This window comes from Pantoea sp. EABMAA-21, from assembly GCF_030053335.1.
In the GTDB taxonomy this organism is placed as follows: Bacteria; Pseudomonadota; Gammaproteobacteria; order Enterobacterales; family Enterobacteriaceae; genus Pantoea; species Pantoea communis.
The window spans coordinates 19,934-42,969 of sequence record NZ_JASGBX010000010.1 but is presented as its reverse complement, the minus strand read 5'-3'; the positions used below and the strand labels follow the sequence as shown (position 1 = coordinate 42,969).

Here is a 23,036-nt window from a genome sequence, read left to right as displayed (position 1 = left end):
CGCTTTCATTTATTCAGCGATATGCGCAGCTCGATGGCTGCAGCTGCGCGCAGCAACAAGTCTTCCCGGCCACGCAGCGCCAGCAATTCGACGCCAATCGGCAACCCGTCGTCGCTCAGGCCAGCGGGAATAGAGATAGCTGGCGCGCCAGTCACTGCGGAAACCAGCGCATTGCTGCCTTCCTGCATCTCGCCGTGTTTGACTGGCGCACGGCGCACCACCGGGTAAGCCAGCAGGTTAATGTTGTGCTGGTCGAACATCGCCACCAACTGCTGGTAAAGATCATGTTGGCGCTGCTGCACCCGTGCATAACCTTCGCTGGCCGTGCCAGGATGTACCGCGCGGGTCTTAAACACGGTTTCGAGCTGAGGATGATACAGCCCGGATGCAGCGATATCCGGCAGGGTATAGAACTGCGCCTGCGGCTTATCGGCTAAATACTCTGCCAGCGCTTCAGAAAATTCATAACCGATGATATTGGCATCAGCCGCTAACGTCTCTAATTCTGGCCAGCTCAGTGTCGCGGGTGCGAACCCGGCCACGGCAGCCTGCACCGCCTGGTTAATCTCATCTTCATCAGCGGCAAATCCTTCCTGCCAGATGCCAACCCGCAATGCTTCTCCCTCCGTAGCAAACGTCTTGCCGCTGAGCACTTCGCTGGCGATGCGGAGGTCGGCCGCAATGCGTGTCAGCGGGCCGGGGATATCCTGAGTGGGTGACAGCGGCACAATTCCAGATGTGCTAAGTGCACCTCGTGTCATGCGTAAGCCGAACAGGCCATTAAACGCGGCGGGTATACGCACCGAACCTGCTGTGTCGCTGCCAATGGCGAGCGGCACATAACCGGCGGCAACGGCAACCGCGGAACCGCTACTCGAACCGCCCGGTGAACGACCTTGCTGCCAGGCATTGTGAGTAAAGCCGCTCAGCGATGAGGCGCCAGTAATGCCCGCTGCCAGTTCATGCATCGCAGTTTTGCCGATCAAAATCGCGCCTTGATTGCGCAGTCTGGTGACCAGCGGAGCATCGTTATCAGCGATGACGTCACGCAACATCACCGAACCCGCGCTGGTGGGCCAGCCTTGTACTTCAATATTGTCTTTAATCAGCACCGGGATGCCGTCCAGCTGACCCCACGCCTCACCGCGTTGACGGCGTGTATCACTCCGTTCTGCTGCCGCACGCGCGTCATCCGCAAACAGCCAGGTGATGGCGTTGTAGCGCGGCTGGTCTGCCTCACTTATGCGCTGCAGTGCGAAGTCGGTCAGCTGGCGCGCGGTAACATCACCGCGTTGCAGTGCCAGGGATAAGTCGCTCAGCGACGCGGTGAGATAATCAGCGTATTGCATCCGGTCAATCCTCAAGTGGAGTCCATTGCCCATCAGGCGCAACACGGCCCAAAGAGCTGCTGTGAAAATGGGAACTGAACCAGATTGCCTGATGTTGCTGGCACCAGTCTATAACGCGTTGACGTGAAGCCATCGCGAGCGGAAGGTCTTCACAGAACAGCGAGTTCCAGTGCGGGTGGTGAAATTGCACCGGATGGTGCATCACATCGCCGGGGAAAATCGCATATTCGCCCTGGCTTTCCAGCACAATCGACGCGTGATCGATGCTGTGACCCGGCGTGGAAATATAGCGCAGCACGCCGGCGAACAGAGGAGATTCCTGCACATTGATGGTCTGCAGCTGGTCGCGTTCGATCAGCGGCAGGATACTGTCGCGATACAGTTCCTGACTGGCGGGATCGTCCTGACAGTGCTGCAATTCCGCCGCCGAGCAGACATAACGCGCGTTGGGGAACAACGGCTGCCACTTACCGTCCACCCAGTGCGTATTCCAGCCAACATGATCGGTATGGATGTGCGTCATCAATACCAGCGTGACTTCAGCAGGATCCACGCCCGCCCGTGCCAGATTTTCGACATAAGGCGTATTCAGCTGATGGAATAATGGTTTGTTATCCCGATTGCGCCCATTGCCGGTTGCGGTATCAATCAGAATAGTGTGTTCAGCGGTACGCACCACCCAGCTGTGTATCGACACTTCAGCCGGCTGTTCGGCAAAGGCGTCACTCATCTCAGAACGATGTGCCTTAAACAACGCCCCAAACGGAAAAGCGGCGCGCTGCTCAGTGATTTTTTCAACCCGGCACTCGCCCACCTGAATCTTCATGTTGTGCTCCACTTGATAGAGGACGCGTTCAACAGCGTCCGTGACAGTAAGTTGAAAGTCACTATACTGAGGCGGATAACATTATTTAAATCGATTAAAATCATGAAAAACATCAATGAAAATGATTTCTCTCGTATCGACCTCAATCTGCTGGTGGTGTTGATGGTGATGTGCGAGGTACGCAGCGTCACGCAGGCCGCCAATCGCCTTTACCTCGGCCAGCCAGCGGTGAGTGCCGCTTTGAAAAGGTTGCGTGAAATGTTCGATGATGCGCTGTTTATCCGCACGTCATACGGCATGACACCGACGCCGCGTGCCGAACAATTAGTGCAGCAGTTCGCACCGCTGATGCAGGGGCTGCATCGGGTGATCTTCACGCCCGATGCATTTGATCCACAGCGTGATAACCGCCGTTTTCGCATCGGCATCAGCGATTGGCTGGAACAGTGGTTGATGCCTGATTTGTTAGCGGAACTTGCCATTGCCGCGCCCGGTGTAGATATTCATGTCGTCGCTGCCGATCCCTGGCAGGCGATTCCGTTAATGGAGCAGCAGCAGGCAGATGTAGTAATCACCGTTGGGAATGAAGTTAGTCGTGACTTAACCCGCGAGAAAATCGGCTCGGCGGGTTTTCGCACTGTGTGGAGCTGCCAGCAAATTGCACTGGAACGCCTTACGCTGGCTCAGTTTGTCGGTCATCAGCATGCGCTGGTGTCTTATCGCGGTGCCAGCGAAAGTGCCCTTGACCATGCTCTGCAGCGCCTGGGTAAATCCAGACGTGTAAGCTATGTCACGCCGCACTTTTCCAGCTTACCGCTGCTACTCCAGCAGATGCCGCTGTTCGCCACGGTGCCGCAAGGGCTGGCTCCTGCATGGTGCCAACGCTATGGCTTGAATGCTGCGCCGGTGCCGGTTGAGATGCCGGATTATGAGCTGAGCTTGCTATGGCACAACGCGCAGCAAGACGACCCGGCAAACCGCTGGTTGCGGGAGACATTGCGACAACTGCTGCTGCGAAAAATTTAATGCGGCGTTTAGGCCGCTCGTGCGTTGGCAGCGATTCACAGGAGGACGGCCAACAGAAAACATCACCACGGCACGACGCGGCCGAGGTAATCGAGATAATGCAGCCCGGTGCGGCCCGCATACGCCTCCATGGTGTTGAGCAGATTGGGGATGCTCTCATCGATGGTCAGGCGAGCTTCCGGCCCGCCTATATCGGTCTGCACCCAGCCTGGCGCCATTAACAGCAAGGTGCGCGCATCCTGATGGCGTGCGGCAAAGCTGCGCATAAACATATTCAGCGCTGCTTTGCTGCCACGATACACCTCGTAGTTGCCGTTAGTATTGTTGGTGAGACTGCCCTGACCGGAAGACATCACTGCAATCGTGCCACTGGCGCTGACCCGATCTTTAAAGGTTTCGATCACACGCAACGGGCTGAGCGCATTGGTGACCATGACACGGGTGAACTCCTCGGTTGAAACGTCGGCAATGGTTTCCCGATCGTCATTTTTTACTCCGGCATTGACGAACAGCATGTCAAACTCCGTGTCCGCCAGACGTTGATGCAGGGCGCTAACCTGCTCGGGGTCCGTAATATCCACCGTTTCTACCGTCAGCTGTTGCGGATAGCGCGCAGCCAGCTGCGACAGTTTATCGGTAGAATGGGCTCGCCCGGTCGCCACAACCTGATAGCCTCGCTGTAGCATGGTTTCTGCCAGTGCGAATCCCAACCCGCGTGACGCGCCAATCAATAATGTTTTCATCATGTGTTCCTCAGTGGAGTCGATGAGAAAAGTCTAGCGCGGAGTGAGGGGAGGCGGAACACGCAGCTTGTGCAGTGATAACCTGCACTGAACGCCTTGTTATGTCGCCCGACATCCAGCAGGATATTGACCATGAACACCACCGATCTGAATTTACTCACGGCACTCGACGCGCTGCTCACCACGGGCAGCGTGGTGGGGGCGGCACGCCAGTTGAACCTGAGCGAATCCGCGATGAGCCGCACGCTGGGTCGCCTGCGCAATGTCACGGGCGATGCGTTATTGGTACGGGCCGGCCGCCAGATGGTGCTGACCCCTTATGCAGAAGCGATACGGGAACGGACGCAGCGTACGTTGCGGGAAGCACATGCCGTGCTCAGCCCGGATGCTGAAACGCTGGATTTAGCACAACTGAATCGCTGTTTTAGGTTGCGCACCAACGAAGGCTTTGTCGAAGCGTTTGGCTGTGCGTTGATTGCTGCTGTGACCGAGCAGGCACCGAAGGTCGAGTTGGTCTTTGTGGCAAAGCCGGAGAAAAGTGATCGTGAATTGCGTGATGGCAGCATTGATATAGAGATTGGCGTGCTCGGCAATATGGGGCCTGAAATCCGCTTGCAGGCGCTGTTTCGCGATCATTTTGTCGGCGTGGTGCGCGCGGACCATCCTTTGACACAGCAGATGGACATCACCCAATTGGCCCGATTTGGCCATATTGTCGCGTCTCGTCGCGCAGAACGGGGTGGACCGATCCATGACGCCATCGAGCAAGCCGGATTGCAGCGCAAGGTTGTTGCTGTTGTGCCGGCTTTCTCTGCCGCTGTGGCGCTGGTGGTCGATTCGGATTGGGTGGCGCTGGTGCCCCGTTCGCTGGTTGCACATCACCCTTTGATCGCTCACAGCCAGGCGTTAGCGATGGTTGAGTTGCCCTTTGCCACGCCGGAAATGACAGTGTCACAAATGTGGCATCCTCGACTGGAGAATGATGCCGCGCATCGCTGGTTGCGCGGCGTGGTGAAACAGGTTTGCGTTATGGCGCGTAACTGATCGGCGTAATGGCGGTAGGATCAAGTTGCTGACCGAATTTTGCTAACGTGGATGCCATCGGGCACAGCGTACCCACCTCGGTGACCCGACAGTCAGGCGTTCGCCACTCTTCTCGCAGCAGCGGATGCGCTTGATCGACAGACTGTAGATGACGAAGGTCGTCGAGGCTTTGTGCCTGGAAGTAAACATGCAGCCAGCGCTTGCCGCTCTGCTTATCGCGCCAGCGTTCAAACACCAGGCTACTGCCGGGGGGAATGTTGCCGCGCGTGTAGCCCGGCAAAGTCCAGGTGAAGCCCATCAACGTGCGCACCATCGCGATGTTAGTGTCATGTGCGACAAACAGCAGCCAGCGTGCATCCGGCACGGCATCTGAAACGGGGCTGACACCCTGTTCAACACCCTGAATCATTTCATTCAGCAGAATGGAGCCACGCTTTTTCGCCGTATACAGCACGTCGTTGCTAAGATCGTAATTGGCGGTTAACAGCGGCAGCACGGCGGTGATTTGCGCGGAGTGTGTAATGTTGCCCCACGCCAGTTGATCCGCTGGCAGATTTTCATTCCAGCCCAGACGTAACGTTTCAACCATACTGGCGAGAACGCTCAATCCCTGAATATAGGTTTGACCGCCTTTGCTCTGTTTGATCTGCCACGGCTTGTCGAAGAAGGTGCAATCAGTGCCAGACTGACACACCGCACTCTTCAAAGCCTGAACCGCAGGTTGCAACGCTTGCTGACGTGCCGCCAGATCGCCGGTGGCAGCGGTCACGGCGGCAAATTGTTGTGTGGGATCGGTATTGGTGGCCGGGAACGCTTCGGTCTGGAACAAGGGATCATCTTCACCTGCCACGCGATGCACCGGGACGCCACAGCCAGGAAACGCACCGTCCACCAGCGCCTGGGCGGTGGCGCGGGTACGCTGCAATGGGCTGGCGCGAACATACACCTCCTGCGCCTGTGGACAGCCTGAGGTCAGCAATCCGAGCTGGCGATAATGATCGCCTTCCCAGCGCCCCTTGTTTACTACGGCAGCGTAGCCGTGCCCGGTCAATTCGCCATCGTGCGTGGTCCAGGTTGTCCACGGGCGCTGGGTCGCTGCTTCAATCTCTTTGCGGTTGCCGGGCGTGGGCGGGCGAATACCATGTCGGCTCAGTTCTACCACCTTTTCCAGCTGATACTGCGCTTCTGCCTGTGCCGGTGAGGCGTTTAACCACATCGAACAGGCAATCAACAGGCCTGCGGAAATCTGATTCCTGGGAAGGTTCATCGTGATCCTTATGCGAAAATGTTGCGCTTATGCAGAACGGGGATAATTAGCTGGCTAGGTTCAGGCACCACGTACCGACCCGCGCCACACCACATCGGCCTGGTACAGCAAGCTGTCATGCTGTTGTTCGGTTTGCGGAGTAAAGCCGGTCTCATCGGCCTCGGTTTGCATCAGCCAGTTCACAGCATCGCGTGCAAATTGCTCAACCGGCTGGGCAAAGGTGGTGAGATGGTAAGAAGACCAACCCGCTTGCGCGATGTTGTCATAGCCAATCAGGCACAGGTCCTCGGGCACGCGCAGGGCAAAGCGGTGGCGTGCTTCATCCATAAATCCGCAGGCAACCAGATCGGTCACGCAAAACACGGCGTCGGGGCGGTGATGCTGAGTCAGCAATCGGTGCGCCAGAATTTGTCCGCTTTCGTAAGAGGTCGAGCCAAATCGTTCGATGGTGACTTCCATCCCCACGCGCTGCGCTTCGGCAACAAACGCTGCTTCGCGCTTCATCAGGCTGGGTGTGCCCGCCAGAGAGTTAGCAAAGGCGAGGTGGCGACAGCCAGCACGCTGAAACGCCATCACCGCCGTGGCCGCCGCACGTTGTGCATCCAGGTTGATGCTCAGCGAGCCGGGCAGCGCTTCATCGCGGTTTATCAAAATGATGCGCTGTCCATGCTGATAGCACTGGCGGGTAATGGTGCGATCCGGCATGCCGGAAAGGATGATCGAGGCATCCGCACGAAAGTTGATCGCCTGCTGTAATGCGGCTGACACGCTGTTGTCGGAACGATCAGTATTGATCAACATGGCAATTTTTCCCGCTTCCTGCAGAAACTGCGTCAACCAGCGAACCAGGCTGGCGCGATAGGGGGTAGCGATCTCGGAGACAACTAAACACACAATCCCACTGCGATTACGCACCAGGCCGCGCGCCAGATGATTAACGTGATAACCCAACTCCTGTGCGGCTTTCATGACACGTGCTCGCATGGCAGAGGATACGCTGGCACCCGGTGTAAACACGCGCGATACCGCAGAACGCGATACGCCAGCGCGCTCTGCCACATCCTGGGCACTCACCACGGTTTTATCACTCAGCATGCTCAACTCCTGTGCAAACATCGGTTGAAAAAGAGTCTGCCTCAAATTGCAAAGCTGTGCAAACCGTTCAGAATCTAATTTGTTGCATTTTTGTGACACAACCTATCAATTGCATCGCAAGCCATTTGACAGCTGTTTTTTTGTTCATTACTACTTTGCACAGATGTGCAAAAAAGGTGCCAGTGAAGCACCACCCTACAATCAAAGGAGAACACCATGCGAGCCACCTTAATCGCCGTCGCACTATCCCTCTCTTGTACTGCACTGCCTTTCGCTGCCTCTGCGGCGGGCAACCTCAACATGGTTTGTTCCGCTGACGTGGTGGTGTGTGAACACATGACACGCATCTTCAGCCAGAGCCATCCGGATATCAAAGTCAGTATGGTGCGTTTGTCGGCGGGGGAAGCGTATGCGCGTTTACGCAGTGAAGCGCGTAATCCGCGTACCGATATCTGGTGGGCCGGTACCGGCGATCCGCATATGCAGGCGGCCGATGAGGGGTTAACGCAAGTGTACAAATCTCCACTGCTTGACCAGCAGCAGGATTGGGCACAAAAACAGGCTGAAAACTCGGGCTATCGCACGGTGGGAATTTACGCGGGTGCACTGGGCTGGGGCTATAACACCAAACTGCTCGCCGATAAAAAACTGAAAGAACCCACTTGCTGGAAAGATCTGCTGGATCCCGGCTTTAAGGGGGAAATTCAAATCGCTAACCCTAACTCCTCCGGTACCGCCTACAACACACTGGCCACCCTGGTGCAAATTATGGGAGAGGAGCAGGCCTTCGATTACCTGACAAAACTCAATGCCAACGTCTCGCAATATACCAAGTCCGGCTCCGCGCCAGTGAAAGCTGCCGCGCGAGGCGAAACCACGGTTGGTATCGTGTTCATGCATGATGCTGTTGCGATGCAGGTGGATGGCTTCCCGATCAAAACCGTCGCGCCCTGTGAAGGCACGGGTTATGAGATTGGCTCAATGTCGATAGTGAAAGGGGCGCGCAACCTGGCCAATGCCAAGGTCTGGTACGACTGGGCGCTCAGTGCGGAGGCGCAGTCGCACATGAAGGAAGCGAAGTCCTTCCAGCTACCGTCAAATCGCAACGCGGAAATTTCGGAATACGCCCCGCGCTTCGAAAACATCAAACTGATCGATTACGACTTCAAAACCTATGGCGACTCCGCCAAGCGCAAAGCGCTGCTCAGCCGCTGGGATAAAGAGATTGGAGCCAGCGCACAGTGATGGCCTGACTGCGTGAACCCGCGCCACATCCTGCGAGATCCTATCCTTGCCGTGGCGCCTTTCAACACATCATTCCACTGCGAGCCGGAGAGGCAGACTCTCCCTCTTGAGGTGTTTTATGCATGCAAATAATCGTCGGCTTACCGGCGCACTGTTGATCGGCCTGGCATCTCTACTCTTGCTGCCGTGGTATAGCCTGGAAGCCGGCTTTTTTGATGGCGGCTGGTTGTTCAATTTGTGGCGCGATCCTGCTAATGCGCCCGCCTTGTGGCAGGTCAGCTCACATCCGTGGCTGGCGATTGCAATGACCTTGTTCGCGCTCTGTGCCGCGTGTGGATTACTTCCCTCTGGCGCGCGCAGCCGCCTGATGCTGTTATTTAGCGCACTGGGCGTCATTTTTCTGGTGATTGAAGGACATGCCATCGGCTACAGCAGCTGGAGCTGGTTATGGCTGGAAAACCGCTTCGGGGCACTGGAGCAGGGCCAACCGGCGATGGGCGCGGGTGCACTGCTGTTGATGACCACCTTTTTGCTGCTGTTTTCGTTTGCGCTGGCCGAGCGAGGCGTGTTGAAAGGCGATGCCTTTGTGGTGGCGTCCCTGGTATTACTGACCGCGCTGGTCAGTATTTTTGTGCTCTATCCGGTGCTGAGCATGTTTGTGGTCTCGGTGCAGGACGTTGACGGCAGTTTTAAACCCGACGGACTGATCAGCAATATTCAGGATCCTTCAATCTGGAGTCTGGCCTGTTTGAAAGGAGGCACCTGCGGTACGGCCTGGCGCACGCTGTGGCTGGCGCTGATGACGGCTTCTGGTTCTACGTTATTGGGGCTGGCCTTTGCGCTGGCCGCCACGCGCACGCCGCTGCCCTGTAAAAAAGCGCTGCGTATGCTGACCATTTTGCCGATTATCACGCCGCCGTTTGTGATTGGTCTGGCGCTGATTCTGCTGTTTGGCCGTTCAGGCGTGGTCACGGAATATCTGGCGGCGCTGTTTGGCATCGAACCTGGACGATGGCTGTATGGTTTAACCGGCATCTGGATTGCGCAGGTGCTGTCATTCACGCCTATCGCGTTTCTGGTGCTAATTGGTGTGGTCGAGGGGGTAAGCCCTTCACTGGAAGAAGCCTCACAAACGCTGCGCGCCAACCGCTGGCGCACCTTCAGCCGCATTTCCCTTCCTTTAATGGCGCCCGGTCTGGCCAACGCTTTCCTGATCAGCTTTATCGAAAGCATGGCTGATTTTGGTAACCCGATGGTGCTGGGCGGCAGTCACGGTGTGCTCTCCACCGAAATCTTCTTCTCGGTAGTCGGCGCGCAGAATGATCCCAGTCGGGCAGCGGTGCTGGCGATGATTTTACTCAGCTTCACCCTGGCGGCGTTCGTACTGCAGCGTTGGTGGTTGGGCGGCAAAAATTTCGCCACCGTCACCGGTAAGGGCGACGGCGGCAAACATGGTCAACTGCCCAGACTATTACGCTATGGCGTGTATGGCATGGTGATCCCGTGGGGGCTGTTCACGTTGGTGATTTACGGCATGATCGTCGTCGGTGGGTTTGTGCAGTCATGGGGGCTAAATGACGCCCTCACTGTCGAGCATTATGTGCGAGCTTTCCGTGTCAGCAGCAGTGACGGGCATCTGCTTTGGACCGGCGTGGCGTGGAACTCGTTCTGGACCACGCTGGAGATAGCGCTGATTGCCGCGCCGCTCACCGCGATTGTCGGCTTGCTCACCGCCTGGCTGATTGTGCGACAGAAGTTTGCCGGCCGTCAGACGTTTGAATTCTTGTTGATGCTGAGTTTCGCTATTCCGGGCACGGTGATTGGTGTGAGTTATGTGATGGCGTACAACTTGCCGCCGCTGGAGATCACCGGTACGGCTCTCATCCTGATTGCCTGCTTTGTGTTTCGTAATATGCCGGTGGGGGTGCGCGGGGGCATTGCGGCCATGAGCCAGCTGGATAAAAGTCTCGATGAAGCCTCACTGACGCTCGGTGCCAACAGTTTCCGCACACTGCGAAAAGTGGTGCTGCCGTTACTCAAACCGGCGATCAGCGCCGCATTGGTGTACGCCTTTGTCCGCGCCATCACTTCCATTAGTGCCGTGATCTTCCTCGTTAGTGCGCAATACAACATGGCGACCTCCTACATTGTCGGGCTGGTGGAAAACGGTGAGTACGGTGTGGCGATTGCTTACTCCACGGTATTGATTGTGGTGATGCTGCTGATCATTGGCGTGTTTCAGTGGCTGGTGGGTGAGCGAAAACTGCGTCGCGTTGCGCGCCCCGTGGATATCGCCGTGCCGTCGACTTCAACTTCGTTAACCCAGGAGAGAACCGTATGACCAGTATTAATGCGGGTTCCGTGGTATTTGAGCATGTCACTAAACGTTTTGCAGGCTTCAACGCCTTGCCGGATCTGTCACTGACGGTGGAACCTGGCACGCTGGTTACGCTGCTTGGCCCCTCTGGTTGCGGCAAGACCACCACGCTGCGCTTGCTGGCGGGGCTGGAACATCCCACCTCCGGGCGCATTCTGATTGGCGGTAAAGACGTAACACATTTGCCTGCCAACGAGCGCGATGTGGCAATGGTGTTTCAATCTTACGCGCTGTTTCCCCATATGAGCGCGCTCGACAACATCATGTATGGGCTTCAGTCCTCGGGAATGAACAAGCGGGAAGCGCAAGACCGGGCGCGCGAAGGATTGAAACTGGTGGGACTGGAAAACCAGGGCCAGCGATTGCCGTCTGAGCTTTCGGGCGGTCAGCAACAGCGTATTGCAGTGGCGCGTGCGTTGGTGCTGGAACCGCAGGTGCTTCTGCTGGATGAACCCTTATCCAATCTTGATGAACGTCTGCGTCGCCGTGTGCGCACCGATATTCGCGAGCTACAACAAAGGCTTGGCTTTACCGCAGTCTATGTCACGCACGATCAGGAAGAAGCGCTGGCGGTGTCTGATAAAATTATTGTCATGAAAGAGGGTGATATTGCCCAGCAAGGCGCACCAGAAAGCCTTTACCACGCCCCGAATTCGGTGTTCATCGCTGATTTTATGGGGGAAGCCAACATTCTGCCGTGCGAAGTCGAGCAAGTGGAGGGCAACGATGCGCTGGTGCGGCTGGGAAATCTGCGTTATCGCGTGCGCGGTAACGGCGTGCCAACCGGCTCGGCCCAATTGTCGGTGCGTCCGCAGTTTATTACGTTGCACAGCGATGGGCAGGGAGCCTTGCAAGGCGAAGTGACCCACAGCACATGGCTGGGTGATCACATCGAATATGAAGTGGCCACGCCGCTCGGTTCCTTGTTTATCGTTGATGCGCAGATGGAGCAGCGTCTGCCGCTGGCTTCTGCCGTGGCGATTGATTTTAAACCTCAGGGATTAGCCCTGATTGCCGGATAATTTAAGGACAGATAATGAGTGACACCGTGAATGACGCGCTGCTGGCACGTTTGATTTTGGCAGAGAAAGTGGCACGCGCAGGGGGCGAGAAGGCGCTGGAGTATTTCCATCATCGCGACACGCTGGTGGTCGAGACCAAGTATGATCTGCAGGATGTGGTGTCTCGTGCTGACCGCGAAGTCGAGCAGATGATCGATCAGCAGATTCGCGCCCAGTTTGCCGACGACGGTTTCCTGGGGGAAGAGTACGGATTGCAGGAAGGCACATCGGGATACACCTGGGTAGTTGATCCGATTGATGGCACCAGCCCATTTTTGAACGGCATGCCAAACTGGTGCGTCTCCGTCGCGGTACTGCATGACGGTGTGCCAGTGATCGGGGTGATCTATGCGCCAACCTATCAGGAGTGCTATGTGGCGGCGTTGGGGCAAGGCGCGACGTTAAATGGCCGTCGTTTGCAGGTTGATCCAACCCGCACGCTACAAAACCATGTCACTGGCTTTGGCGCTAACAGCCACGTTAGCCCTGTTGAAGTTGGCAATATTCTGGCCTCATTGCTGGAGGCCGGGGGCAACTTTATCCGTATCGGCTCTGGCGCACTGATGCTGGCGTGGGTAGCCGCTGGCCGCGTAGTGGGCTATTACGAACCCTATATGCATGCATGGGATTGCCTGGCGGGCTACTGCCTGGTGAAAGAGGCGGGCGGCTGGTATCACCCGTTCAATACCGAAGGCGAACGTTTGCTGAAGGGCGCTCAGGTGCTGGCGGTGGCGCCTGGCGCGGAAGCAGATTTGAAACGGATTGCGGGAATTTAAATGCTGCCTTCTCTGTCGGGAGCCGTTGTCGCTACGCGGCTCCCGGCAAACGCTCTAAAACAGCACTAAAGCTAATCAGCCCGCTATAACTCAGCAGCATTGCAATTCGACCGTGGCGATGCTGTTATAACCCATCACCATATTTACCGGGTAATCGCGTGTCGCTCTCCTCATCAGAATGGTTTAGCCGCAATGGCATTGAATGTTCGCGCGTGAAAGCCGCTGGCAGCCGCTTTCCACGTCATCTGCATGATGAATATGTAATTTGCGCTAACCTCAGCGGGCGCGAAGAGATTTGGCTCGATGGCAAAGTCTCTGACGTGTTTGCCGGGCAGGTGACGATTTATAATCCCAGCGCGATTCAGTCCTCCTTATTCAGCAATGATCCGGTGAGTTTTATCAGCATTCACTTGCCGCAGGTGATCTTATCCGAAATGTTTGGCACCACCGCTGCGCCCGCTTTGCGCGAAGGGGTGTTCCATGACGCGCGGTTGTTTCAGGCGATCACTGAATTCGACCAGGCCGCGCGCACAGGAGATGAGTTACTGCTGGAACAACAGCTGCTGTGGCTGTGTGGTGAACTGCTCGACGATAAACAGAGTGCCGAGCAGGGGGAAGTGCAGATTATCGAACAGGTGAAGCAGTTTCTTGGTGAACACTTGCACGAGAAACCGCAACTGGATGCGCTGGCGCAACGTGCCGGGCTGAGTAAATATCATCTGGTGCGTCGTTTCACCCAGCTCACCGGGTTGCCACCGTTGCAATACCATATGCAATTGCGGCTACAGCAGGCGCGGGAACTGTTGCGCCGTCGGGTACATCCGCAGGAAGCCGCGCTGCAACTGGGTTTTTACGATCAAAGCCACTTCATTAACGCCTTTCGCAAAGTAATGGGTACCACACCACACCATTACGCCCAGCAAATTGCCTCAGCCCAATTCAAACTCCCGATAGCCTGACACCATCACATAGGCGGCGAAGTAGCAGAAGATCAGCGCCGAGGCGAGATAGGAGTATTTTAACAGGCGCTGCCCCAACAGCTTACCGCCCATGCTGCCCACCAGGCATAACACACAGGTCCAGACCACTCCCGCGATAAAGAACCCACCGAGGAAAGAGGAGGTGGCATTGACGCTGCCGTGCCCCATGCGAGCAATCAGTGCACCGCCCACGCTGGCAAACCATAAAATCGCCGTGGGAGATGACATCGCCAGCACCACGCCACGGCTGAACTCGCGCAGTAACGAACGATAAGGCTGTTGCTCCGTTGGGGGTAACGCCGCGTCTTTACGCAGTGCAGCGATCAACATTTTACCTGCGAACCACAGTAGTAATAATCCACCGCCAATCCACAACACCCAGCGTACCGCCGTAAACTGCAACACCACCGCCATGCCAGCCAGCGCCAGCAGCGCATAAATCAGGTCGCCAATGCAGGTGCCAATCCCTAACCAAAAACCGTGAAAATAGCCGCGCTGCATCGCGAGGGTAATCATGGCGATATTGGCCAGCCCAATATCAAGACACAACGATAAACTCAGCAGAAAACCATTTGAAAACTGCAGCATAGCAACAAGCCTGTCCTTATTTTTTTTGTAAGCGGCATTAAACCACGGCACGAATCACACTGTATTGGAAAGAATTGCGCCACCGCGCCCGGAGCACCACGGCATTCGCTCCAGGATGAATCGTCTCTGCGTCTGGTTTTCTCGCCGTCGCAATTATGTTTATATGCATCCATCTGCCATTAACGACCAAACGCCATGAATCTTCGGGAAAAAATTGTCGGCCAGTTCAGTGAGCTGTCACCAGAACTGCAGCGCGCGGCTGAGTTCTCTCTGCAAAATGCCAATCAGCTGGTGGTGCAATCGATGCGCGCGTTTGCCGTTGAAGCCGGTGTGAAACCTGCCACGCTGCTGCGCCTGGCGCAGCGTTTGGGCTACAACGGCTGGGGCGAACTGAAAGATGCCTTCATTGATGACATTGGCCTGCGCAATGATACATACGTATCCAAGGCCGAAAAACTGATCGCCAAAGGAACACAGCCGCAGCTGTATGATGAGGTGTTTAGCGCGCATCAGGCCAATCTGGCCTTTACGCAAAACGAAAATCAGGCGGAAATGGAACAAGCTGTGACCCTGCTCGATGCGGCTGATAACGTCTATATCTGCGGCTTTCGCGCCAGTTTTCCCATCGCCTGGTCGCTGTTTTATGTTTACCGGCTCTTCAATCGTCAGGTCTCGTTGATTGATGGCCTGGCCAGTAATATCGAAGTGTTTACCCGTGAACTCACCGCCCAGGATTGTGTGCTGCTGACCAGCTTTGCGCCTTATTCCCGTGAGTCACTGGATGTGCTGCACGCCGCGCAGCAGGCAGGCGCAAAGATCATCGCGATTACCGATTCACCGGTTTCCCCGCTGGCGCAGGCCGCCGACTGCACCCTGTTATTCTCTATCGACAGTCCGTCGTTCTTCCCCTCAGTGGTCTCTGGCATGGGGCTGGCAGAGTGCTTACTGGCAATGCTGGTGGCGCGCCATGGCCGTGATGCTGTGCATAAAATCGAAAATGCCGAACGCTATCTGATTGAATCTGGGGCATATGTGGTGCCTGGCAAATCCTGAGGCATGATTCATTTGTATCCGTCATAAGAAAATATAATGCATATGAATCATTATTGCATTGACGTGATCCAAATGAATCCTGCAAGATGCGCTTAATTACCGTAGCGTATTCAGGAGCAGTACCCAGTATGAGCCACATTATTCACCGCAGTTTGCGCAGCACGCCCGCCGTGGCTGCTCGCGCCGAAGGGGCGTACATCTTCGATAAACAAGGAAAGCAGTATCTCGACGCCTGCTGTGGTGCTGCCGTTTCCTGCTTAGGCCACGCACATCCTGATGTGTTAGCCGCGATGCATCGTCAAATCGACCAACTGGCCTATGCTCACACCAGCTTTTTTACCAGCAACACCGTTGAGCAACTCGCTGAACAGTTGACGCGCACGGCGCCTGGCGATCTCAACTACGCCTATTTCGTTTCCGGTGGTTCGGAAGCCGTGGAAACCGCGCTGAAATTAGCGCGTCAATATTTCGTTGAAATCGGGCAGGCGTCACGTACCAAATTCATCGCGCGCAAGCAGAGCTATCACGGCAACACGCTGGGTGCATTGGCCGTCGGCGGCAATGAGTGGCGCCGTCGCCAGTTTGCCCCATTACTGATCGACGTGATTCGCGTGTCAGCCTGTAATGAATACCGCGATCTTCGTGCTGATGAAACGCAGCAGCAATACACCACGCGTCTGCTTAATGAACTGGAACAAGCAATTGTTGATGCCGGTCCGGAAACCATTATTGGTTTCTGCGCTGAAACGGTAGTGGGTGCCACCACCGGCGCGACTCCGCCGACGCCAGGTTATCTGAAAGGCGTGCGCGCACTGTGCGATAAATACGGCATCTTGTATATCGCCGATGAGGTGATGTGCGGTATGGGACGCACCGGGACGTTGCACGCGTTTGAACAAGATGATGTGGTGCCGGATCTGGTCACTATCGCCAAAGGGTTGGGTGGCGGTTATCAGCCGATTGGTGCCGTGCTGGCCAGCGAAAAGATCGTCTCAGCACTCCAGTCGGGCAGTGGTCTGTTCCAGCACGGTCATACTTATATTTGCCACGCTACGGCGGCTTCAGCGGCACTGGCCGTCCAGCAGGTGATTGAACGCGATAACCTGCTCGATGCGGTGAAGCAGCAGGGCGCGTATCTGCAAAATGCTTTGCGTGAAGTGCTGGGCGCATTACCGCATGTGGGCGACACGCGTGGGCGCGGCTTATTTGCCGGTGTGGAACTGGTGCGCGATAAAAAGAGCAAAACCCCGTTCGATCCTGCACTGAAACTACATGCTGGCATTAAAGCCAACTGTATGGCTCGAGGCCTGATGGTGTATCCGATGGGCGGCACCATTGACGGGCAGTATGGCGACCACATCCTGATTGCTCCGCCATTTATTATTACGCCGAGGCAGCTCGATTTTGTGGTGGATACGCTGGCAACCGTGATACGTGAGGAGACCGGTAAATTATGATTAATCGTTTGCCGCCGCTGGCGGAGCACGAGTGGGACGACCAGCAACGTCCACTGGCAGAAGAGATCATAAACGGGCCACGTGGTGCGCTGCTTCCACCCTTTGAACCACTGCTGCGCAGCCCTGAGCTGATGGCACACGCGCAGCGCATGGGAGAGTACCTGCGCTATCGCAGCGCGCTCGGTCAGCGCTTATCGGAACTGGCGATTCTCATGACGGCGCGTCACTGGTCGCAGCCGGTGGAGTGGGCGATTCATGCTCCGATAGCACGTGAGAAGGGGATCTCTGCCGCCGCCGTACAGGCCATTAATGAGAAGCGCCTGCCCGATGACTTAAAGCCGGATGAGTGGGTGATTTACCACTTTTGCCAGCAACTGCATCAACAGCAAAAAGTCACCGACACCTCCTGGCAACAAGCCATCGATTTATGGGGCGAAAAGGGCGTGGTGGATCTGATTGGCATTAACGGTTATTACAGCTTCCTCTCGATGATCATGAACGGCGCACAGACGCCTGCTCCAGATTCTTCAGACATTCTTTTGCAAAGTGCATCAATATGAAAAAAATCGCAATCCATGGTTCCGCCTTCGAAATTGGTCAGCAACTGGGTGAATTTGGCCGTGAAGCCTGGCATCAAAAGCTGACGCTCACCGCACTCTGCCAGACAGTGACAGCCATGAAAGACGCCGACCAAACGGTGGCCATGCGCGCGTTGGTCCAGGCGCACTATCGGCTGATCTGGCAGGAGCTGGAAGGGCTGGCCGCAGGATTACAGGCGCCGATTGAGGAGGTTTTTGCCTGGAACTGCCGTGGCGATTTAGTACGTTCAACCTCGGATGGATGTACCACCGTGGCGGGACAGCGTGCTGATGGCGTGTTAACTATCGCGCACAATGAAGATGGTTTTCCTCAATTACGCGATGACTGTGCCATCGTCAGCATCCGTCCGGATAGTGGGATGGCGTTCACCAGCTTTGCTTATCCGGGGTCGATTTGCGGTCATACCGTTGCCGTAAACGAGAAGGGCGTGGTGAATACGGTGAATAATATTCGTGCACTGCATCGTCCGGAAGGAGTGCCGCGTCAAATCCTGGCCCGCGCCGCGTTGAATGCGGCCACGCTGGATGAGGCCATCGCAATCCTGACCACACCACCGCGCGCCGGATCGTTCCACCATACGCTCGGACAGATGGGCGATAGCCGTCTCTTTAGTGTGGAAGCCACGGGGTCGGGTTGCTCCGTAACGCCACTGACCGCAGTGTTCGCCCATGCCAATCACCTGATTCATCCGCAACTTGATGACGTGGAACAGGTGATCACTGCCAGCTCCGGATCACGCCAGCAGCGGTTAATTGAGTGGCTGGAGACGCAAACGCAGCTGGATGGCGATGCAGCAAAAGCGATTCTCTCTGACCAGCATGATGCGGTGCTGCCCATTTATCGCCTTTCGCCGAACGATCCGGATGAAGAGAACACCCTGGCGACAGCGGTATTTACGCTGCATACCAAACAAGTTGACTGGCAGATATTTACCTTGAATCGTGATGAGCCAGAATTTAAAGGCACGATTTCCTAAAAACTAATCTGCTATATTGTGAACCCGGTCACCCTGGCCGGGCGCTATTCAAATTAATCCCACTATAGTCGTTAAACATTCCGATTATGGTGGGGTACGAAAATGAATAGAAATAAAAAAGCCACATTCAGCGGTTTAGCATCAAACATAACCATGGCATTATCCTTAGCTGTTTTTTCACTGGCGGGGAGCGCTATGGCAAATGCCGCGGAACATCATCAAATCGCTTTGGTGGGTACCTGGACGTCGATTCCAGATGCCCCATTAGAGCAGAAACCGGATCATCCTAGCGAAGGTTTATATCGCCTCAAGGTGAATGCGGATGGCACTTTAACACCACTTGATGTGGTCAAAATGAAAAGCCCGTCATGGATTGTAAAATCCCAGGATGGCCGCTTTGCCTATACCACCAATGAAGAAAACGCTGGGGCCGTTACCGCACTGTCCATTGATAAAAGCGGTCAGGTGAAAGTGTTAAATGCGGTGGATAGCCATGGGCAACAGCCGACGCACGCCACCATAAGCCCGGATGGTAAGTTCCTGTTTGTCGCTAACTACTCGGTGGCGAAAGGCGGCGCGGGCGTCTCGGTGTTCCCGATTCATCATGACGGTAAACTGGGTGAGCAGGTGCAGCACTTTGCTTTCGACCACGGCACGGGCGCGGTGAAAGGGCGTCAGGATGGCGGTCACGCACACTCCACAACCTTTACCCACGACGGTAAATATCTGTACGCTGCCGATCTCGGCGGTGACAAGCTCCATGCCTATCGTTATCACGCCAATAAGGCTGAGCCTCTGGAAGCGGATACCGCGCATGACGTGACCTTTACCGAAGGTTCTGGCCCGCGTCATATGGTGTTCTCACCAGATGGCAAACATGCCTACGTCACCACCGAAATGGCCGGTGAGATCGCGGTATTTACAGTGAAAGACGATCACCTGGATCGCAGCAATACCGTGAAGCTGAACAGTGAAAATAACAGTGCTGAATACCGTAGCGGCGGCGGAATTATTCTCAGTCCGAACGGTAAATATGTGATTGCAGCGAATCGTGGTTCAGATAATAAGCTGTTGGTGTTTAAAATTGAGGCGGATGGCCAGTTAGGCAAGCCGGTCAGTTATAAAGCCAACGGCATTGAACCTCGGGCGTTCTCATTTGATGGCAGTGGAAAATATCTCTATGTCACTAACGTGTTCACCAACAATATTTCCCTGTTCCATTTCGATGAAAAGAGCGGTGAGCTGAAAGCAGCGGGCGATGCAGCAAAAATATCCACGCCCACTGATATAAAGTTCTTTAATTAAGCCGTTCGGTGGGCGCATTTTTTGCGCCCACTTCTTCTCGCTATTTTGCCTGTGACATTTCCAGCAGCGCCTCTTCCATTGATGCACCAAACATTTGTCCGTGGGACAGTCCCGGATAAAGTTGATAGCGTGCGGCTGTGCCGTTCTCTGCCATACCTTCGATAGTGGTGCGCACCGCGCGCAATACTTCAGGTTCCGCCGTGTTGCTATCGCTGCGGCGATCGCCATTCCCTTCCATCAAAGTGATCTGCTTATTACTGGCTTTGCGGGTCTGCATCTCACCTAATAGAGAATGGTACCCCTGGCCAATCGACGGGCTGGCTGCGAAATAGCGCGTAAACAGCTGAGAGGAGAGATAGCTGTCGAGTGCAAACAATCCGCCGTAAGAGTGGCCCCACAGCGCGCGTTGTTGATGATCGACATGCACACCTTTCTGCGCTGCGGCCAAAATACGTTGCTCTAGCAAGGTGCGGAATGCGCTGCTGCCGCCGCCCTTGCGACCGCGACTAAAAGTGTATCCTGCATCGCCATGCTCTTTGTCAAGCGGGGTGTAATCGTAAGTTCGCGCGTTTACCTCAAACGGCAAAGTGGTTTGATACCCGACCACCACCAGAACCGGAGGGTTGTCTGCCGAGAGTTTTTGCAGCAGCGGATCGGTCAGCCTGTCCATTACCGCATTGCCATCCAGCATCGTGATCAACGGGTAGCCAGATGGCGGAGGCGCTTTATCTGGCACCGCAGTCCAAACTTTGTAATGCCGCTGGCCATCAGCCGAGTCATATTCACTGATGGAGAAGTGGTAATAAGCGGAGCCTTTGTCGGCGATATTCGGGCCGAGTGGCGTCATATTCGGGCGTGCAAACGCGCTGGTGGTGACACTGCTGAGCAACAATAGCAGCAGGACAATGGGACGGTTTATCGCTGAAAATCTATAAAGCATTGAAATCCTTATTCTATTGGTTATTGGTACATATCACTTTGCACCATAATGAGAATGATTCTTGATTTCAATTCTTTTTACTGATGGCAGCCTGTTTCAGAAAAGGCTTTTTTGACAGGATGTTGAACCTGACAGGGGGGTCTAACACGAGCTGATGCCAGAAACAGGGCGGCACAAAGCCGCCATTGTACTTACAGCGCCCGACGCTTAGCCCGCTGTGAAAACAGTAGCCATACACCAATGGACGTTATAATCAGCACCCAACCCATCTGACTGATGATTGCTTCCATCACGCCATCCAGCGCAGGGGAGATCAGCGTGTTGAGTTGTAACACCGTCGACACTTCGTAACAGCCAATCGCGAAGGCCACCACAATTGAGAGTGATGAAATGGCGAGGGTGTAAGTGAGGCTGCGCAACGGATCGAATTGCGACCAACGATACAGTTTCAACATCATGACGCCATCTGTGGTATCGATCAGCATCATGCCGGCAGTGAATAAAAGCGGCATCAACATGATGTGCAGCATCGCTTCGCCACCCGCTGCGTGGTTGGCGGACATACCGAAAATCGCCACTTCGGTTGCTGTATCAAAACTAATGCCGAACAGGAAACCGATGAGGAACAAATGATGGCTTTTGCTCACCATGCGAAACAGTGGCGCGCATAGCCGGGTGAGCACGCCGTGGTGATGGCTCTCCTGCGGGACCCGCGTTACATCGCCACGCAGCAACCGCTGACGTTGGCGAAAACATTGCCACAAAGTGCGGGAGTTAGCCCAGGCGAGTAGCAGCAGAAAAGCACCGGAGATCAGTGTGCTAATCATGCCGCCAATCTCTTTCACGCCGGGAAACATCTGCTGCAAAGGTTGCGTGGTCAAAGCGAATATCAGGCAGGCGATCAGCACCACCGAAGCGTGGCCGAGTGAGAACCACATACCTGCGGTAAACGGGCTCTTGCCCTCATTACTCAACTTGCGCGTGGCATTATCAATGGCGGCGATATGATCGGCATCGACGGCGTGGTGCAAACCAAACAGATAGGCTAACAGCGCGACACTCTGCGCGGCCGGTGAATGCTGAAAAGTCACCAACGGCGTACCGATGACCAGCAAATTAAACAGCATGGCGCCACCAATCACCGCAGCGCCTTTTTGCTTATGACTCAGCACCTTCATAAAGACTCCTGAGAATTACCCGACAGCGGCAAAGACGCGCAGCGGTTGGATCAGTGGCTGCGCGGCGTGATGGTCGTGATGATGATGATGATGATGGTCATGATCATGCGGGTGGTCGGGCGGACAGCTGGCGGCAGCGAGATCCACCGGGCTGCCATGGGGCGTGTTGAGGAAAGCCTGGCGCCACTGCTCTTCACGAATCAGCAATTCTGACATCGGAATCAATTGATGTTGTGACAGGATCTTTTCCAGACAGCTCAGCCATTGCCGATAATAGGCGGTATGGGCGCTTTCATCGCTGCGCTGCGGGAAGTCGCGGATCTCCTGGGCAAATTGTTCCACCCATTGTGGCCAGCTAAAATAGCCGCGTTGAGACAGGGCCACCGCGATGACAAACGCATCGGCTTCCCAGGGTTGTGCAAAGGTGGGATCGGCTTCGTTCACCTGAGCAATAATCGCGTTTAACTCATCCATGCGCAGCATCCTCACATCTGCCCTGAATATAGTCGGACCAGACGCTCAGGTGGACGCTGAAATTCTCGCTATTCTCTCCCCACAAATCGGCGGCAATGAATTTCACCAGGTAGACGTACTGCGGTTTCTCCTATTGCTCTGCGACCAGCGCATCGGGAAATACGCAGGCACCGTAGTTGGCAACAATCACGCCCTTTTTACCACGCGCATAGCGCGGCAGGCGTGTATGACTCAGCGGATTTAAATTATGCGTGATAATACTATCACCCGGTTGATATTGCGGTTCGACCTCAACATCACGATGGTAATTGGGCGGTGTAGTAATTAAATCCAGGTAGCCCTGAGGCGAATAAGTATTCATGTTGTATCCTCAGGCGGAGAGTTCGCTGAGACGCTGCTGCAATTCTTGTTCAGTGAATACGCCGGTTTTACTCATCAACTGCTCAATGGCAAATAACCAGTGTTCGTAATAACTGGATTGCAGATATTCCGTTACGGACATTTTCTCAATTTCATAACGGAAATCATCAAGCACGATTTTTCCGCTCATAAAGAACACCAGCGTGGTGGCGAAAATATCTTTTTCCCATTGGCTGTGAAAATGAGGCTCATCGGCTTCAATCTCGATTGGACCTAAATTCTGCATGCCGCCGCAATCGTGGATATTATTCATGGT

At 55.2% G+C, this 23,036-nt stretch carries 22 protein-coding genes and 1 pseudogene; 12 read left to right on the top strand and 11 right to left on the bottom strand.

Annotation, left to right across the window (positions count from 1 at the left end; all coding sequences use genetic code 11):
* Nucleotides 1-5: 5 nt before the first annotated feature.
* The gene (locus QMZ65_RS15400; protein WP_097118849.1) at nucleotides 6-1,349 is read right to left on the bottom strand and encodes an amidase; all 1,344 of its coding nucleotides are present in this window, start codon (nucleotides 1,347-1,349) and stop codon (nucleotides 6-8) included.
* Nucleotides 1,350-1,353: 4 nt separating this feature from the next.
* On the bottom strand, nucleotides 1,354-2,175 hold the full coding sequence (locus QMZ65_RS15395) for an MBL fold metallo-hydrolase (protein WP_283216272.1): 822 nt from the start codon (nucleotides 2,173-2,175) through the stop codon (nucleotides 1,354-1,356).
* A 102-nt stretch (nucleotides 2,176-2,277) separates the two neighbouring features.
* Here QMZ65_RS15395 and QMZ65_RS15390 point away from each other — a divergent pair, with 102 nt between their 5' ends.
* On the top strand, nucleotides 2,278-3,201 hold the full coding sequence (locus QMZ65_RS15390) for a LysR family transcriptional regulator (protein ID WP_283216271.1): 924 nt from the start codon (nucleotides 2,278-2,280) through the stop codon (nucleotides 3,199-3,201).
* A gap of 62 nt (nucleotides 3,202-3,263) precedes the next feature.
* On the opposite strand, the gene QMZ65_RS15385 is transcribed toward QMZ65_RS15390, so the two are convergent.
* Entirely contained in the window at nucleotides 3,264-3,944 is a 681-nt protein-coding gene (locus tag QMZ65_RS15385) for an SDR family NAD(P)-dependent oxidoreductase (protein ID WP_283216352.1), read from the bottom strand.
* Between the two features lie 132 nt (nucleotides 3,945-4,076).
* On the opposite strand from QMZ65_RS15385, the gene QMZ65_RS15380 reads away from it, so the two are divergent.
* Entirely contained in the window at nucleotides 4,077-4,988 is a 912-nt protein-coding gene (locus tag QMZ65_RS15380; protein ID WP_283216270.1) for a LysR family transcriptional regulator, read from the top strand.
* Here the strand turns inward: QMZ65_RS15380 and QMZ65_RS15375 are convergent.
* Together QMZ65_RS15375 and QMZ65_RS15370 are read right to left on the bottom strand one after the other, a co-directional pair.
* Nucleotides 4,972-6,255, bottom strand: a complete 1,284-nt coding sequence (locus QMZ65_RS15375; RefSeq protein ID WP_283216269.1) for a histidine-type phosphatase — start codon at nucleotides 6,253-6,255, stop codon at nucleotides 4,972-4,974. The genes QMZ65_RS15380 and QMZ65_RS15375 overlap by 17 nt on opposite strands.
* 60 nt (nucleotides 6,256-6,315) lie before the next feature.
* The gene (locus tag QMZ65_RS15370) at nucleotides 6,316-7,350 is read right to left on the bottom strand and encodes a LacI family DNA-binding transcriptional regulator (RefSeq protein WP_211729715.1); all 1,035 of its coding nucleotides are present in this window, start codon (nucleotides 7,348-7,350) and stop codon (nucleotides 6,316-6,318) included.
* 216 nt (nucleotides 7,351-7,566) lie between these two features.
* Between QMZ65_RS15370 and QMZ65_RS15365 the strand changes: the two genes are divergently transcribed.
* The 5 genes from QMZ65_RS15365 to QMZ65_RS15345 all read left to right on the top strand — a co-directional run bounded on the left by QMZ65_RS15365 (nucleotide 7,567) and on the right by QMZ65_RS15345 (nucleotide 13,768).
* Nucleotides 7,567-8,595 carry an ABC transporter substrate-binding protein gene (locus QMZ65_RS15365; RefSeq protein ID WP_283216268.1) on the top strand — a complete coding sequence of 343 codons (1,029 nt, stop codon included), beginning with the start codon at nucleotides 7,567-7,569 and terminating at the stop codon, nucleotides 8,593-8,595.
* A gap of 118 nt (nucleotides 8,596-8,713) precedes the next feature.
* Nucleotides 8,714-10,936 (top strand): ABC transporter permease, encoded by a 2,223-nt coding sequence (locus QMZ65_RS15360; RefSeq protein WP_283216267.1) that lies wholly within the window; start codon nucleotides 8,714-8,716, stop codon nucleotides 10,934-10,936.
* Nucleotides 10,933-11,994, top strand: a complete 1,062-nt coding sequence (locus tag QMZ65_RS15355) for an ABC transporter ATP-binding protein (RefSeq protein WP_160834386.1) — start codon at nucleotides 10,933-10,935, stop codon at nucleotides 11,992-11,994. The genes QMZ65_RS15360 and QMZ65_RS15355 overlap by 4 nt, the downstream gene beginning before the upstream one ends.
* Nucleotides 11,995-12,008: 14 nt before the next feature.
* Nucleotides 12,009-12,809, top strand: a complete 801-nt coding sequence (locus tag QMZ65_RS15350) for an inositol monophosphatase family protein (protein ID WP_160834387.1) — start codon at nucleotides 12,009-12,011, stop codon at nucleotides 12,807-12,809.
* Between the two features lie 158 nt (nucleotides 12,810-12,967).
* Complete coding sequence (locus tag QMZ65_RS15345) at nucleotides 12,968-13,768, top strand: AraC family transcriptional regulator (protein ID WP_283216266.1); 801 nt, start codon at nucleotides 12,968-12,970, stop codon at nucleotides 13,766-13,768.
* Here QMZ65_RS15345 and QMZ65_RS15340 read toward each other — a convergent pair.
* Nucleotides 13,739-14,377, bottom strand: a complete 639-nt coding sequence (locus tag QMZ65_RS15340; protein ID WP_283216265.1) for a LysE family translocator — start codon at nucleotides 14,375-14,377, stop codon at nucleotides 13,739-13,741. The genes QMZ65_RS15345 and QMZ65_RS15340 overlap by 30 nt on opposite strands.
* Before the next feature lie 195 nt (nucleotides 14,378-14,572).
* Here QMZ65_RS15340 and QMZ65_RS15335 point away from each other — a divergent pair, with 195 nt between their 5' ends.
* The 5 genes from QMZ65_RS15335 to QMZ65_RS15315 all read left to right on the top strand — a co-directional run bounded on the left by QMZ65_RS15335 (nucleotide 14,573) and on the right by QMZ65_RS15315 (nucleotide 19,768).
* Entirely contained in the window at nucleotides 14,573-15,430 is an 858-nt protein-coding gene (locus QMZ65_RS15335; protein ID WP_283216264.1) for a MurR/RpiR family transcriptional regulator, read from the top strand.
* Nucleotides 15,431-15,558: 128 nt separating this feature from the next.
* Nucleotides 15,559-16,887, top strand: coding sequence for an aspartate aminotransferase family protein (locus QMZ65_RS15330; protein ID WP_283216263.1), 1,329 nt, complete (start codon nucleotides 15,559-15,561; stop codon nucleotides 16,885-16,887).
* Entirely contained in the window at nucleotides 16,884-17,447 is a 564-nt protein-coding gene (locus tag QMZ65_RS15325) for a carboxymuconolactone decarboxylase family protein (protein ID WP_176505785.1), read from the top strand. The genes QMZ65_RS15330 and QMZ65_RS15325 overlap by 4 nt, the downstream gene beginning before the upstream one ends.
* Nucleotides 17,444-18,463 (top strand): C45 family autoproteolytic acyltransferase/hydrolase, encoded by a 1,020-nt coding sequence (locus QMZ65_RS15320; protein WP_097118864.1) that lies wholly within the window; start codon nucleotides 17,444-17,446, stop codon nucleotides 18,461-18,463. The genes QMZ65_RS15325 and QMZ65_RS15320 overlap by 4 nt, the downstream gene beginning before the upstream one ends.
* A gap of 195 nt (nucleotides 18,464-18,658) precedes the next feature.
* On the top strand, nucleotides 18,659-19,768 hold the full coding sequence (locus QMZ65_RS15315) for a lactonase family protein (protein ID WP_097118865.1): 1,110 nt from the start codon (nucleotides 18,659-18,661) through the stop codon (nucleotides 19,766-19,768).
* Nucleotides 19,769-19,808: 40 nt separating this feature from the next.
* Here the strand turns inward: QMZ65_RS15315 and QMZ65_RS15310 are convergent, their stop codons facing one another.
* The 5 genes and pseudogenes from QMZ65_RS15310 to QMZ65_RS25260 all read right to left on the bottom strand — a co-directional run bounded on the left by QMZ65_RS15310 (nucleotide 19,809) and on the right by QMZ65_RS25260 (nucleotide 23,033).
* Nucleotides 19,809-20,708: an alpha/beta hydrolase gene (locus QMZ65_RS15310; RefSeq protein WP_097118866.1), complete on the bottom strand. Its 900-nt coding sequence runs from the start codon at nucleotides 20,706-20,708 to the stop codon at nucleotides 19,809-19,811.
* A 191-nt stretch (nucleotides 20,709-20,899) separates the two neighbouring features.
* Nucleotides 20,900-21,886: a HoxN/HupN/NixA family nickel/cobalt transporter gene (locus QMZ65_RS15305; RefSeq protein WP_283216262.1), complete on the bottom strand. Its 987-nt coding sequence runs from the start codon at nucleotides 21,884-21,886 to the stop codon at nucleotides 20,900-20,902.
* Between the two features lie 15 nt (nucleotides 21,887-21,901).
* Nucleotides 21,902-22,360, bottom strand: a complete 459-nt coding sequence (locus QMZ65_RS15300) for a nitrile hydratase accessory protein (protein WP_176505786.1) — start codon at nucleotides 22,358-22,360, stop codon at nucleotides 21,902-21,904.
* Nucleotides 22,353-22,721 (bottom strand): annotated as a pseudogene (locus tag QMZ65_RS25265) (SH3-like domain-containing protein). Before QMZ65_RS25265 ends, QMZ65_RS15300 begins: the two are co-directional and overlap by 8 nt.
* Nucleotides 22,722-22,730: 9 nt before the next feature.
* Entirely contained in the window at nucleotides 22,731-23,033 is a 303-nt protein-coding gene (locus QMZ65_RS25260; protein ID WP_097118870.1) for an SH3-like domain-containing protein, read from the bottom strand.
* Between the last annotated feature and the right edge of the window lie 3 nt (nucleotides 23,034-23,036).

What these genes read in the sequence shown, in the direction of transcription:
- QMZ65_RS15300 (WP_176505786.1), bottom strand. Translation starts at nt 22,360, where the DNA reads ATGGATGAGTTAAACGCGATTATTGCTCAGGTGAACGAAGCCGATCCC.
- QMZ65_RS15390 (WP_283216271.1), top strand. Translation starts at nt 2,278, where the DNA reads ATGAAAAACATCAATGAAAATGATTTCTCTCGTATCGACCTCAATCTG.
- QMZ65_RS15375 (WP_283216269.1), bottom strand. Translation starts at nt 6,255, where the DNA reads ATGAACCTTCCCAGGAATCAGATTTCCGCAGGCCTGTTGATTGCCTGT.
- QMZ65_RS15365 (WP_283216268.1), top strand. Translation starts at nt 7,567, where the DNA reads ATGCGAGCCACCTTAATCGCCGTCGCACTATCCCTCTCTTGTACTGCA.
- QMZ65_RS15370 (WP_211729715.1), bottom strand. Translation starts at nt 7,350, where the DNA reads ATGCTGAGTGATAAAACCGTGGTGAGTGCCCAGGATGTGGCAGAGCGC.
- QMZ65_RS15400 (WP_097118849.1), bottom strand. Translation starts at nt 1,349, where the DNA reads ATGCAATACGCTGATTATCTCACCGCGTCGCTGAGCGACTTATCCCTG.
- QMZ65_RS15325 (WP_176505785.1), top strand. Translation starts at nt 16,884, where the DNA reads ATGATTAATCGTTTGCCGCCGCTGGCGGAGCACGAGTGGGACGACCAG.
- QMZ65_RS15350 (WP_160834387.1), top strand. Translation starts at nt 12,009, where the DNA reads ATGAGTGACACCGTGAATGACGCGCTGCTGGCACGTTTGATTTTGGCA.
- QMZ65_RS15330 (WP_283216263.1), top strand. Translation starts at nt 15,559, where the DNA reads ATGAGCCACATTATTCACCGCAGTTTGCGCAGCACGCCCGCCGTGGCT.
- QMZ65_RS15310 (WP_097118866.1), bottom strand. Translation starts at nt 20,708, where the DNA reads ATGCTTTATAGATTTTCAGCGATAAACCGTCCCATTGTCCTGCTGCTA.
- QMZ65_RS15315 (WP_097118865.1), top strand. Translation starts at nt 18,659, where the DNA reads ATGGCAAATGCCGCGGAACATCATCAAATCGCTTTGGTGGGTACCTGG.
- QMZ65_RS15340 (WP_283216265.1), bottom strand. Translation starts at nt 14,377, where the DNA reads ATGCTGCAGTTTTCAAATGGTTTTCTGCTGAGTTTATCGTTGTGTCTT.
- QMZ65_RS25260 (WP_097118870.1), bottom strand. Translation starts at nt 23,033, where the DNA reads ATGAATAATATCCACGATTGCGGCGGCATGCAGAATTTAGGTCCAATC.
- QMZ65_RS15320 (WP_097118864.1), top strand. Translation starts at nt 17,444, where the DNA reads ATGAAAAAAATCGCAATCCATGGTTCCGCCTTCGAAATTGGTCAGCAA.
- QMZ65_RS15380 (WP_283216270.1), top strand. Translation starts at nt 4,077, where the DNA reads ATGAACACCACCGATCTGAATTTACTCACGGCACTCGACGCGCTGCTC.
- QMZ65_RS15335 (WP_283216264.1), top strand. Translation starts at nt 14,573, where the DNA reads ATGAATCTTCGGGAAAAAATTGTCGGCCAGTTCAGTGAGCTGTCACCA.
- QMZ65_RS15385 (WP_283216352.1), bottom strand. Translation starts at nt 3,944, where the DNA reads ATGAAAACATTATTGATTGGCGCGTCACGCGGGTTGGGATTCGCACTG.
- QMZ65_RS15305 (WP_283216262.1), bottom strand. Translation starts at nt 21,886, where the DNA reads ATGAAGGTGCTGAGTCATAAGCAAAAAGGCGCTGCGGTGATTGGTGGC.
- QMZ65_RS15355 (WP_160834386.1), top strand. Translation starts at nt 10,933, where the DNA reads ATGACCAGTATTAATGCGGGTTCCGTGGTATTTGAGCATGTCACTAAA.
- QMZ65_RS15360 (WP_283216267.1), top strand. Translation starts at nt 8,714, where the DNA reads ATGCATGCAAATAATCGTCGGCTTACCGGCGCACTGTTGATCGGCCTG.
- QMZ65_RS15395 (WP_283216272.1), bottom strand. Translation starts at nt 2,175, where the DNA reads ATGAAGATTCAGGTGGGCGAGTGCCGGGTTGAAAAAATCACTGAGCAG.